General features: G+C 73.6%; 9 protein-coding genes. 3 read left to right on the plus strand and 6 right to left on the minus strand.

All coding sequences use genetic code 11. The annotated features are described in order from the left end of the window. Positions 1-137: 137 nt before the first annotated feature. The 5 genes from OG357_RS00700 to OG357_RS00720 all read right to left on the minus strand — a co-directional run bounded on the left by OG357_RS00700 (position 138) and on the right by OG357_RS00720 (position 5843). A complete protein-coding gene (locus tag OG357_RS00700) occupies positions 138-1229 on the minus strand; it encodes an alpha-hydroxy acid oxidase (RefSeq protein ID WP_443066785.1) in 1092 nt (363 codons plus the stop codon). A gap of 20 nt (positions 1230-1249) precedes the next feature. Further along, a complete protein-coding gene (hppD, locus tag OG357_RS00705) occupies positions 1250-2392 on the minus strand; it encodes a 4-hydroxyphenylpyruvate dioxygenase (protein WP_329619205.1) in 1143 nt (380 codons plus the stop codon). Positions 2393-2619: 227 nt separating this feature from the next. Then, entirely contained in the window at positions 2620-4035 is a 1416-nt protein-coding gene (locus OG357_RS00710) for an amidase (protein WP_329619206.1), read from the minus strand. Between the two features lie 97 nt (positions 4036-4132). After that, positions 4133-4669 (minus strand): AAA family ATPase, encoded by a 537-nt coding sequence (locus OG357_RS00715; RefSeq protein WP_329619207.1) that lies wholly within the window; start codon positions 4667-4669, stop codon positions 4133-4135. A gap of 43 nt (positions 4670-4712) precedes the next feature. Then, complete coding sequence (locus OG357_RS00720; protein ID WP_329619208.1) at positions 4713-5843, minus strand: alkene reductase; 1131 nt, start codon at positions 5841-5843, stop codon at positions 4713-4715. A 196-nt stretch (positions 5844-6039) separates the two neighbouring features. Between OG357_RS00720 and OG357_RS00725 the strand changes: the two genes are divergently transcribed. The 3 genes from OG357_RS00725 to OG357_RS00735 all read left to right on the plus strand — a co-directional run bounded on the left by OG357_RS00725 (position 6040) and on the right by OG357_RS00735 (position 11092). Next, positions 6040-9297, plus strand: a complete 3258-nt coding sequence (locus tag OG357_RS00725; RefSeq protein WP_443066610.1) for an AfsR/SARP family transcriptional regulator — start codon at positions 6040-6042, stop codon at positions 9295-9297. 83 nt (positions 9298-9380) lie between these two features. Then, complete coding sequence (locus OG357_RS00730; RefSeq protein ID WP_329619210.1) at positions 9381-10013, plus strand: RNA polymerase sigma factor; 633 nt, start codon at positions 9381-9383, stop codon at positions 10011-10013. After that, positions 10010-11092: a CU044_5270 family protein gene (locus tag OG357_RS00735; RefSeq protein WP_329619211.1), complete on the plus strand. Its 1083-nt coding sequence runs from the start codon at positions 10010-10012 to the stop codon at positions 11090-11092. Before OG357_RS00730 ends, OG357_RS00735 begins: the two co-directional genes overlap by 4 nt. Positions 11093-11200: 108 nt before the next feature. On the opposite strand, the gene OG357_RS00740 is transcribed toward OG357_RS00735, so the two are convergent. After that, the gene (locus tag OG357_RS00740; protein WP_329619212.1) at positions 11201-12421 is read right to left on the minus strand and encodes a saccharopine dehydrogenase family protein; all 1221 of its coding nucleotides are present in this window, start codon (positions 12419-12421) and stop codon (positions 11201-11203) included. Between the last annotated feature and the right edge of the window lie 86 nt (positions 12422-12507).

Raw genomic sequence — 12507 nt, forward strand, 5'->3', positions numbered from 1 at the left:
AGGACGTGACGGTGCGCCACCTCCTCTCCTCCCGAGGGCACTGCTCTGACCAACGGCTCAGTCGCGCCGTGGCAGTTCGGGTCCGCTGAGCGTTCGTTGCAGGCGGAGGAGGCGGAACTCGACTCAGTCCGGAACGATCAGTAGGGGGCGTCGCCGCCCGGGGCGCGCACCGTGCGGAGTCGAGCGGCGGCGGCCGGGTCGGGGCAGCCGGCGAGGGCGAGGGCGTTCTCCAGTTCCTCGCGGAGCAGGGTGAGGACCTTGGCGACGCCTGCCTCTCCCCCGGCGGCCAGTCCCCACAGCACGGGGCGGCCGACGAGGACGCCGGAGGCGCCCAGGGCGAGGGCCTTGAGGACGTCGGTGCCGGTGCGGACGCCGCTGTCGAGGAGGATCCGGCTGCGGCCGGCGACGGCGTCGACGACCGCCGGAAGGGCGTCGAGAGCGGGCAGTGCGCCGTCGAGCTGGCGGCCGCCGTGGTTGGAGACGACGATGCCGTCGACGCCGTGGGCAGCGGCCCGGTCGGCGTCGGCGGGGTCGAGGACGCCCTTGAGGACGAGCGGCAGCCGGGTGTGGTCGCGCAGCCAGTCCAGGTCCTTCCAGGACAGGGAGGGGTCCACGACGCCGGCGGTCTGGGCGGCGATGGCGCTGACGCCGCCCTCGGCGCCGCGCGGCACTCCGTCGCGGTCGCGCGCGAAGTGCACGGCCGACACGCCCTCGGGGAGGGTGAAGGCACCACGCATGTCGGCCTGCCGACGGCCCATGTACGGGGTGTCGACCGTCAGCATGAGGGCGCGCGCGCCGGCGGCTTCGGCGCGGGCGAGCAACTCCTTGGTGTGGCCCCGGTCGCGCAGCCAGTACAGCTGGAACCAGACGGTGGCACCGGTCGCGGCGATGTCCTCGACCGGGATGCTGCTGAAGGTGCAGGCGGTGAAGGGGACGCCCGCGGCGAAGGCCGCCCGGGCGGCGGCGAGTTCGCCATCGGGGTGGACGGCACGCTGGTAGGCCATCGGGGCGACGGCCAGGGGCAGGGCGGCGGGATCGGCGAGGAGCGTGGCGGTGGTACTGGTGGCGGAGACGTCGGCGAGGACGCGGGGCAGCAGGTGGAGCCGGTCGAACGCGGCGCGGTTGGCGGCGAGGGTGAGTTCGCTTCCCGCGCCGCCCGCGACGAACCGCTCCACGCCGGCCGGCAGGACGCCCGCCGCGAGGGCCTCCGCGTCGGCGGGGGTGAGCATCGCGTCGAGTGCGCCGGGGGTCACTGGGCGTTCTCCGCGGGGGTGTTGCCCTCGTGCTCGGCCTTCTCCGCCTGCACGGCCTCGTAGAGCGCGCGGACGTTGCCGCCGCCGAAGGTGTCGGCGCCGATCCGCTCGATGATCTCGTAGAAGAGGGTGCGCTGGGGGTGGACGGTGCGGGTGAAGATCTGGAAGAGCTGGCCCGCGTGATCCTCGTCGGCGAGGATGCCGGGCTCGCGCAGCTCCTCGATGGAGTGGCGGCCCAGGTCGAGGCGCGCGGCGAGTGCCTCGTAGTAGGCGTCCGGGGTGGAGAGGAAGACGATGCCGCGCTTGTCGAGGCGGGCGACGGTCTCGACGATGTTCTCGGTGGCGAAGGCGAGGTGGTGGACGCCGCCGCTGCCGTGTCGTGCCAGGAAGTCGCCTATGTGTCCGGCCTGGTGGTCGGGGCTCGGGGCGAGGACCGTGAAGGTCAGGTCGCCCGCGGGGCTGCGGACGGCCTTGGAGTCCATGGCCTCCCTGCCCTGCACCATCAGCTCCTCGTACACGGACGCGTAGCCGAAGACCTGCTCGTAGTAGCCGGTGGAGGTGGCGAGTTCACCGGTGCGGACGGTCACGGCGACGTGGTCGAGGAGGGTCAGTGCGGGCGACTCGGCGGCGGGCGGGGCGAGTTCGGCGACCGGTGCGAAGCCGGGGAGCGGCAGCGGCGTGCCGTGCGCCTCGGCTCCTGCGGTCGGGCGCTGGACGAGGGTGTGGCGTACGTCGTCGAATCCGGCGGCCACCCGTGCGGTGGCCCAGCCGCCGGCGTGGTCGGCGGGCTCGGCATGCGGGACCGCCCCACGGGCGGCGGCTTCGGCGAAGGCGGCGCGCACGTCGGTGGTGGTCAGCGCGATGTCGGCTATGCCGTCGCCGTGGGCGGCCGTGTAGGCGGCGGCCGGGTGGGTGTCGTCGAGGGCCTGGGTGACCACGAGGACGATGTCGCCCTGCCGCAGGGCCAGCGAACGGCCCGCGCCCTCGGCGCCGGTGGTGGGGGTGCGTTCGGCGGTGGCGAACACCTGGAAGCCGTAGCCGACGGTGAACGCCTCGGCGGCGGCACGGGCGTCGGTGACGTACAGCTCCACATGGCTGACGAGCAGCGAGGAGAGGGAGGACGTGACGGAGTGGGCCATGACGACGGGTCCTTGTGTACGGGGACGGTGCGGACAGTTCGGATCGAGGCAATCCTGACTGCTCGCACCGATCACGGCCACCCTCTTCCGCACCATTCCCCGGCGAAGGACACCGGAAGAACTCTCCGGAGCCGGCCCTCGACGGGGAAGACGTACGTGATTCGGCGGTCCTCACAGGAGAACGCGCGGTCGCCGATCCGCGGTCCTCCGTGATCGCCGTGGCGGTGTCAGACGTCCTGGATGCGCCGGAAGGGCCGGTCCGCCTCCAGGGCGAACGCGACGTCCAGCAGCGTCCGTTCACTGCCGGGGCGGCCGGAGAACATGACGCCGATCGGCAGGCCGTCGTCGGTCGCGCTCGCCGAGGGCAACGAGATCGACGGCGTCCCGACGACGTTGTCGACCGGGGTGAACGCGACGTACGCGAGGATCCGCTCGATCAGGGTCGCGTAGGGAACGGCCGGGCTCAGGTGGCCGATCGGCGGCGCGGTGTGGGCGAGCACCGGGGAGAGGACGAGATCGAGTCCGCGGAATCCCGCCGCGTACGCCTCCTTGGTGCGCTTCAGCCTCCGCACCACGCCGGGAGTGCCCCGCCAGTTCTTCAGGTACTCCTCGCGCAGCCCCCGGCTGAGGCCGTCCATGCGGTGCCGGTCGAAGTCCCGGCCGAAGGTCCGGCCCGTGGTGCCGATGAGGAACGACAACAGGCCCCAGTAGGTGAGGAAGTCGTCGGTGAAGCGGGGATCGATGGCCAACTCCACGGGCTGCACGGTGTGTCCGAGCCGTTCGAGCCTCGTCACGGTCTCCGTGACGGCCTCCCGGGTGGCGGTGTCGGAGTGGACGCCACTGGGCGAGTCCACCAGGTACCCGATGCGCAGCCGTCGCTCCGAGGGCCCTTCGACCAGGCCGAGGGGCGGCAGCTTCGGGTTGCGCCAGTACCGCTCGGCGTCGGCGAGGAACGCGGCGGTGTCGCGCACCGAGCGGCTCACGATGCCGTCGGAGACGAGGTCCAGCGGCAGTTGACGGCTCTGGGCGTTCGGGACGACCCTGCCGCGGGTCGGCTTGAGGCCGACGAGACCGCAGCAGGCGGCGGGTATGCGGATCGAGCCGCCGCCGTCGTTGGCGTGCGCGATCGGCACGGCCCCCGCGGCGACGAGCGCCGCACTGCCGCCCGACGAACCACCCGCCGAATGGCCCGTGTTCCACGGGTTGCGCACGGGCTCGGCGCCCTCGAACTCCGTGGTCGGACTGAACCCGAACTCGGGCAGCCGCGTCTTGCCCAGCACCGTGACGCCGCTGCTCAGGAACTGCCGCGTGAACGGCGCGTGCCGCCGTGCCGCGCGCGGGGTGAAGGCCGCGCTGCCGTGACCGGTGGGCAGTCCCACGTAGTCGGTGTTGTCCTTGACGAAGGTCGGCACCCCGGCGAACGCGCCGCCCGCCCAGGCCGCGGGCGCCGGCGCGGAGACGTGCGCCTGGACCGCGTGGAGCCGGCCGTCGACCGCCCGGACCCGCTCGGCCGCGTCCCGGGCGACCTCGGCGGCGCTGACCTCGCCCCGCCGGATGGCGTCGGCGAGACCGACGGCGTCATGCTCCCCGAGCGCGTCGTCCCGGAAGGCGTGCACCGTGGTCCGTTCGTCGAAAGTCGTCACCGTTACCTCAGCCCCCGGCCGTATGGATGGATGTCCACCATCATTGCCTACCAGCAAGTAACACGCGAGGGGATCCACGGAGGGATCACGGAGTACGTCACCGTCCGACCCAGCCGGTGACGGCCACCACCTCCCGCGCGATGTCGGGAACGGACCGCCCGTCGGTCGCCACCCGTACCGTGTCGACGGGTGCCCGTTCGTCCAGGAGTCGCGCCTTGCGGGCGCTGCCCGCGATCTCCTGTTCCCGTTCGGAGCCGAGTTCCCGGCCTGTCAGCCGCTCGCCCGCAGTGGCGTCGGAGGCCGTGAGCAGCACACGGACGATCCGCACGCCCTCCCCCATCGCGCGCTCGAACATGCCCGTCGCCTCCGGCAGGACACTCACGGTGTTCGTGTAGATCAGGCGGCGGTGGCCCAGCCGGGCGAAGTTGGCCCAGACCGCCGTCAGATTCCTCTCGGTGATCTCCGAGCGGCGCGGATCGTCCTCCGGGGCCGGATGCACCTGGCCCAAGTAGTCGCCCTCCAGGACCGCGTGCCCGATCGCGGCGGCCCGCAGCCGCGCCGAGACCTCCCACCCCACGGTCGTCTTGCCGACGCCCGCGCGCCCTCCGATGAGGAGTACTTCCGCATGTTCCATGACCGTCAGCGTGCCAGCGGTCGACGACCTCGCGCGAGCGGTTTCAGGCGAGCGTCGGGTAGTCCGTGTAGCCCGTCTCGCCGCCGACGTACATCAGGTGCGCGTCCCGGATCGGGTTGAGCGGGGCGCCGGCGCGCATCCGGGCGACCAGGTCGGGGTTGGCCAGGAAGGAGCGGCCCAGGGCGATCAGGTCGGCGCCGGCGTCCAGGAGGCGCTCGCCTGCGGCGCGGCCGCCGTCGGCGGGGAGCGGGCCGGGCCACGGCAGGGCGGGGTTGGCGATGAGCGTGCCGGGCCAGGCCGCGCGCAGGGTGTGGAAGAGGGGCTGGTCGGGGTCGGCGAAGACCACGTGGAGGTACGCGAGTCCCAAGTCGCTCAGTTCGCCCACGAGGGCCGGGTAGACGGCGTCGACGTCGTCCTCCCGCATGGCGTTGGCGGTGACGCCCGGCGCGATGCGCACGCCCACCCGCTCCGGGCCGATCGCCTCGGCGACGGCGCGGACGACCTCGACGGTGAAACGGATGCGGTTCGCGACGGAGCCCCCGTAGCCGTCGGTGCGCAGGTTCGTGGCGCTGGACAGGAACTGGTGCAGCAGGTAGCCGTTCGCGGAGTGGACCTCGACCCCCGAGAATCCGGCGTCCACCGCCCGCCGGGCCGCATCGGCGAAGTCCGCGACGGTGGACGTGATCTGCTCCTCCGTCATCTCCTGCGGGACCACGGACTCCTGATGCCCGGACGGGGTGAAGATCGTGTCGGGCAGCGGCACCGGTGACGGGGCGAGCGGGTGGTGCCCGGTGGTCTCCGGGTGTCCCACCCGGCCGCCGTGCTGCAGCTGGAGGAACATCTGCCCGCCGGCGTCCCGCACGGCGTCGGTGACGCGGCGCCAGCCGACCACGTGCGTGTCGTCGTGGATCGCGGGGATGTTGGGGTACGTGGCACCGACCGCGTTGGGGGTCGCCGCCTCCGCGATGATCAGCCCGGCCGAGGCCCGCTGGGCGTAGTACGTGGCCATGATCGGCTCCGGGACACCCGTCGCGCTCGCGCGGTTCCGGGTCATCGGCGCCATCACCAGTCGGTTCTTCAGCGGGAGGGAGCCGAGGTGGGTGGGCTCGAAGAGCGGGGACGACGGGGACGCGTCAACCGTGGTGGTGGTGTTCGTGGTGGTGGCCGTGCTCATGATCGTGCTCCTTCGTCCGTCTCTTCGCCGGGGCTGCGAGCCCCGCTGAACAGACTGTCGCGCAGCCCGCTTCGGATCCGCTGACGGTCCGCTGACGGTCCGCTCAGGGTCGGATGATCATGGCTGTGTAGGGTCGGGTCCCATGAGGTTCGGGGTGCTCGGTCCGGTGGCGGTGTGGGATGCCGACGGTGCACCCGTGCGTGTACCGGAGACCAAGGTGCGCGCGCTCCTCGCCGACCTTCTGGTCCACGAGGGGCAGCCGGTGTCGGCCGACCGCCTCGTCCACGACATCTGGGGCGACGCCGTCCCCGGCAATCCGGCCAACGCGCTCCAGGCCAAGGTCTCCCAGCTGCGCAGGGCCGTCGGCCGCGACCGCGTGCTCCACCAGCCGGCCGGATACCGGCTGCGCCTCGACGGCGACCCCGCCGAGGTCGACACCTCACGGCTCCGGCAGCTCGCGGCGCAGGCCCGGCTCGTCGCCGCGCCGCGCCCCCGGGCGGCCCTGCTCGGCGAGGCGCTGGACCTGTGGCGCGGGCCCGCGTACGCGGACTTCGCCGACGAGGAGTTCGTCCGCCCGGCGGCGGAGCGCCTGGCCGAGGAGCGGCTCACCCTCGTCGAGGAACAGACAGAGGCCCGGCTGGAGTTCGGGGATCCTCTGCTGCTCGGCGAGACGGCCGGTCTCGTCGCCCGTCATCCGTTGCGCGAGCGGTTGCGGGCCGTACGGATGCGGGCCCTGTACGGCGCGGGCCGGCAGAGCGAGGCGGTCGCCGCGTACACGGAGCTCCGCACCCTGCTCGCCGACGAACTGGGCCTCGACCCGAGCCCCGGTCTCGCGGCGCTGTACGAGGCGATCCTGCGCCAGGACGCCGGGCTCATACCCGTCGCGGTCTCCGCCGAGCCCCCCGTCGTCGTCCGTTCCTCATCCGACGGCGGGGCCCTGGAGGCGGCGGCCGCGGTCCCACCGCTCCTCCCCGACCCGCGCGCGCTCACGCCCCGCCGCCGGAACCTGCCCACGCCGCCGACGACTCTCGTCGGGCGCGGCCCCGCGCGCGAGGCCGTCGTCCGGCTCCTCGGCACCGAGCGGCTCGTCACGCTGACCGGACCCGGCGGAGTGGGCAAGACGCGCCTGGCGCTGGCCGTCGCCGAGCAGCTCGGTGCCGACGAGCCGGACGACGACGCCTCCGGTGGCGTCGTGCCGGACGGCGTGTGGTTCGTCGAGTTCGGCGGCCTGCCCGCCGATACCGCGGATCTCGTCCAGGCGGTGGCGTCGGCCCTCGGCATCCGCGACACGGCGTCGTCGGCACGCGGCACCGCCGACGCCTCGGCCGCGCTGCACGGAGCGCTGCGGGACCGCCGGGTGCTCCTCGTGCTCGACAACTGTGAGCACGTGATCGAACCGGCTGCCGAGCTGGCCGGGTCCCTGCTCCGGTCCGCGCCGGGGGTGCGCGTGCTCGCCACGAGCCGGGAGTCCCTCCGGCTCCCCGGCGAGACGGTGTACGCCGTCGCGCCCCTCGAACCCGACGACGCGGCCCGGCTTTTCACCGAGCGGGCCGTCGCGGCGGCACCGGACTTCGCGCCCGCATCCGATTCCGGCATCGCGGCCGAGAGCGACGACGAGAGCGGCGAGGTGCGGGACGCCGTCGCGGAGATCTGCCGTCGCCTCGACGGACTCCCCCTCGCCCTGGAGCTCGCCGCCACCCGCGTCCGGGCCCTCGGCGTACGGGAACTGGCCGAACGCCTCGGCGACCGCTTCCGTGTCCTCGCCTCCGGTCAGCGCGGTCTCCCGGCCCGGCAGCAGACGCTGCGCGCGGTGATCGACTGGAGCTGGGACCTCCTCGCCCCTCCCGAGCAGGCCGTCCTGCGCCGCCTCGCCGTCCCCGTCGGCGGGTGCACGCCCGCCGCGGCGGAGACGGTGTGCGCGGGCGACGGCATCGCCCACGACGACGTGCTGGATCTGGTGGGCCGCCTGGTCGACCGGTCCCTCGTCTCGACGGTCCGGACGGCCGACGGGCCGCGCTACCGCCTGCTGGAATCGGTCGCCGCATACGCCCGCGAACGCCTCCACGAAGCGGGTGAGTCCGGTGTCGTGACGGATCGTCACGCCGTCTACTACCGCGAGTTCGCCGAGCGCGCCGAAGACCGGCTGCGCGGTGCGGGCCAGCGCCGCCGGCTCGCACAGCTGGACGCCGAATCCGCCAACATCCGCGCCGCCCTCGACCACGCCCTGCGGACGGCCGAGGCGCACGGCGCGGCGCGTCTGGCCGCCGCCCTGTGCCCCTGGTGGCTGCTGCGCGGCCGTCTGCACGAGGCCCGGCGTACCCTCGCCGTGGTCGTGGACGCCCTCCCGGCCGACACGGCAGCCGACGTGTCGGCCGAACCGCGTGTGCTCCTGGCTGCCTTCACCATGCTGACGGGCGGACGCGCGCCGGAGACGGACTGCCCCGAGGCGGACATCGCCGATCCCGCGCGGCGGGGTCGCGCGCTGTGGCTGTTCGCGTACGGCCTCTACCACGCGGGCGACCCGGTGGCGGCCCACGCCGTCGACTCCCGCGCTCTCGACCGCTTCACCGAAGCCGGCGACCGGTGGGGCACCGCCGCGGCCCGGGCACTGCGCGCCCATACGTCGTTCGCCGCCGGTGACCTGCGGACCGCGCGGGAGGACGGCCTCTACGCTGCCGCGGCCTTCCGGGAACTCGGGGACAGATGGGGCGAGTTGCTGACGGTTCCGGTGCTCGCCGCCCTCGCCGAGATCGAGGGCGACTACGCCGGCGCCACCGCCCGTCAGACCGAAGGCCTGCGGCTCGCCGAGGGTCTGGGTCTGGCGGCGGAGGCCTCGGCACGGCTGGGCGGCCTCGGCCGCCTCGCGCTCCTGGCCGGCGACTGGGAGCAGGCTCGCGTCCTGCACGAGCGGGCCCGGCGCGCGGCAGCGGAGCAGGGCCATATGTTCGGCGAGGTGTTCGCGCTCATGGGCCTCGCCCTCGGCGCACGCCGCTCCGGCGACCTGGACGCCGCCGAACACCATCTGCGGACGATGCGCGACGCGTACCCGTCGTCGACCGCGGGGAAGCATCTGATCCATGTGGAGCTCGGCTTCGTGGCAGCCCTCCGCGGCCGGGTGGCCGAGGCTTCCGCGTATCAGGCACGCGGTCTCGAGTTCGCCGGGCAACTGGCCGACCCGCGCGCGCTCGCGCTCTCCCTCGAAGGCGTCGCCGGTGTTGCCGCGGCCACGGGCGACTCACCGCACCTCACCCGCGCCGCCCGGTTCCTGGGCGCGGCGGACGCGGCCCGGCGGAGCGTCGGGGCGCCCCTCCCGGAGGCAGAGAGCGCCGACGTACGCCGCATCGCCGCGGTGGCCGTGCGGGCGCTCGGCGACTCCGCGTACACCGCGGCGTTCCGCGAGGGCGGCGGCATGCCCCTCTCGGAAGCGGTACGCTCGGCGGCCGCCGGAGCCTGACGGCGGACCCTCGCGTATCGCGTCGGGTGTGGCGTGTGTCACCTTCCGGGAACCGATCCGGGCCGGTCGGACAGTCCGGTGTCATGGAGACGAGTGTGCGTGCCCGAATACGAGCGGGAGACTCCGATGCGTTCGGTGCCCTTTTCGACGACTACGCCCGGGCGGTGCACAACCACGCCTTCCGGCTGACCGGGGACTGGTCGGCGGCCGAGGACATGCTGTCGCTGACGTTCCTGGAGGCCTGGAGGCTGCGGGCGTCGGTGGATCCGGACGGCGGGTCCCTGCGGCCGTGGCTGCTGGGGATCGCCACCAACGTCGTGCGGAACACCCGCCGGGCGGCCCGGCGCCACGAGGCGGCCCTGAACCGTCTGCCGCGCGAGGAGGTGTTCCCCGACTTCGCCGAGGACCTGGTCGGCCGGATCGACGACGCCGAGCGGGTGGCGGCGCTCCAGGCGGCGCTCTCCCGGCTGCGGCGCCCCGAGCGTGAGGTGGTCGCCCTGTGCGTCTGGTCGGGTCTGGACTACGCGGCCGCCGCCAAGGCGCTGGACGTCCCGGTGGGAACAGTCCGTTCGCGCCTGTCCCGCGCCCGCAAGAAGCTCCAGAAGTACGCCGGAACCGGCCTGTCGGCACGGAACGGGAACTCGGAGCCGGGCCGCGGACAGATAGATGGTGACCGCGTCCCCGCGGTCCGGCCCACCCAGGAGGAAGCCCGATGAGCACCACCCCGTCCCGGCCCACCCCGGCCGAACGCGAGGAGATCGCCCGGCTGTTGCCCGTCCCGGCCGATCGGGACCGGCCCGGCCGCCACCACCAGGCCCTCAAGGACCAGCTGTTGCGCGAGTTCCGGCAGGACACCGCTCCCGCCGCCGCTCCCGCCGGCGCCAAGCCCCGCTTCGGAGCACGCCGGCTGACGATCGCCGCCGTTCCGCTCGCCGCCGGCGCGCTGGCCGTCACGCTGGCGACGAACGGCGGGCTCGACCCGGGCCCGGGTGCCGACCCGAAGGCCGCCGTGGCCCCCGGCTCGGACCGGAAGGCGCAGGACGCCAGGCCGGAGGCGACACCGGTGGCGGTCCTGCTCGACCGTATCGCCACCGTCGCCGCCGCCAAGCCCGCCCGCGCCGTCCGCGACGACCAGTACGTCTACGTCTCCAGTACGGTCGCCTGGTCCAGCCAGAGCGACGCCGACCCCGTCATGCGTCTGGACACTCCCCACAGCCGCAAGGTCTGGCTCTCGGTGGACGGAAGCAGGCCCGGTCTTCTCCGCGAGAGGGGCCAGGACGTGCCGCTGGCCGACGAGGTCGACAAGAGCGGCCGTCCCGTCACGTCCGTCGGCAATCCCGCTCCCACCCTGAACAGCCCGACGTACCGCTACCTGGCGTCGCTGCCCACCGACCCCGACGTGCTCCTGAAGAAGATCTACGACGAGACGAGGGGCCAGGGGCCGGGGCCGGACCAGGAGGCGTTCGTGACGATCGGCGACCTGCTGCGCGAGCAGCTGGCCCCGCCGAAGGTCAGCGCCGCCCTCTACAAGGCGGCGGCCGGGATCCCCGGCGTCACTGTCGTCGGCGACGCCGTCGATGCGGCCGGCCGCCACGGCGTCGCCGTCGCCCGTGTCCACAACGGCGAGCGGACCGAGTGGATCTTCGACAGGAACACACTGGAGTTCCTCGGCGAGCGGGGTGTCATGGTCGAGGACAAGCCGTGGGCCACGTCCGGCCAGATCACCGCCACCACCGCGATCCTGTCCCGGGGTGTCACGGACAAGACCGGCGAAACCCCCGGCCACACCGGCTGACCGGCTGACCGGCTGACCAGCCGACCGGCACGATCGGGGTCGTACGCGGCACCAGGTGGGCTGCGCGGCCAGGGGTGGCCGCGCCGCCCACGGGCGACACCAGGATCGTCACTGCTCGCGCAGGCCCCAGGGGGATCCGTACGCGGTGAGCAGGTCCAGGAAGGGGCGCGGGGCGAAGGCCTCGGGGCCGAGGACGCCCGCCCCGGACCAGATGCCGGCGGCCAGCAGTTCCAGGGCCACGACCGGGTTGATCGCGGTCTGCCACACGACGGCCTGGCAGCCGTACTCGCGCATCGACCACTCGTTGTCGACCACGTGGTAGAGGTAGACCTCGCGCGGCGCCCCGTCCTTGACGCCCTTGACCCAGGTACCCGCGCAGGTCTTGCCGGTCATCCGGTCGCCGAGCGTCGCCGGGTCGGGAAGGGCGGCGGCCACGACGTCGCGGGGCGACACCTGCGCCGGGCCGAGGTCCGTCGCCACGGTGACGGGCGCGGTGCTGTCGAGGCCCAGCGCGTGCAGGGTCTTGAGCTTGCCGATGAAGTCCTCACCGAGGCCGTACTTGAACGTGACCCGCTTCGCGTCGATCCAGCGCGGCACGAGCAGGACCTCCTCGTGCTCGACGTTCACGCACTCCACCGGGCCGATGCCCTCGGGGAAGTCGAAGACCTCGGGCTCGCTGAACGGCTCGGTGGTGAACCAGCCGCGGCCGGCCTCGTAGACGACCGGCGGGTTCAGGCACTCCTCGATGGTCGTCCAGATGTTGAACGACGGCGCGAAGTCGTAGCCCTCGACCGTGAGGTCGGCGCCGTCGCGGATGCCGATCTCCTCGATCTCGTCGAAGAGCTCGTCCGCGGCGTAGCGGGCGAAGACGTCGGACATGCCGGGTTCGACGCCCATGCCGACCAGGGCGAGCCGGCCGGCCTTCTCCCACCGCTCGGCCTGCTCGAACTGGGCGTCGCCCAGCTTGACCCCGCACAGCTCGTACGGGCGCTCGGGATGCGGGCGCGACAGCGACATCGCCATGTCGAGGTAGTGCGCGCCGGCCGCGGCGGCGGCGTGGAACAGCGGCAGGACGAAGCGCGGGTCGGTGGCGTTGAGGAGGACGTCGCAGCGCTGCTCCTTCAGGAGCGCGGCGACCGCGCTCTCGTCGGAGGCGTCCGTGCGGCAGGCGCTGAACCGGGTGGCGCCGTCGCCCAGGGCGGCGACGGCCGCCTCGGCGCGGGCGAGGTCGTAGTCGGCGACGACCATGTGGTCGAAGAACGGACGGCGGGCCGCGATCCGGGTGATGGCGGTTCCCACGCCTCCGGCGCCGACAAGCAGTACACGCATGACAGGAATCTCCCTCTCCAAGGCTGTGCCCTGGAACTGTGACCTCTGGTGCAGGCGATGAAACCCCTGTTCCCTCGCTAACGTCT

The sequence above is a fragment of the Streptomyces sp. NBC_01255 genome (assembly GCF_036226445.1).
Lineage (GTDB): Bacteria > Actinomycetota > Actinomycetes > Streptomycetales > Streptomycetaceae > Streptomyces.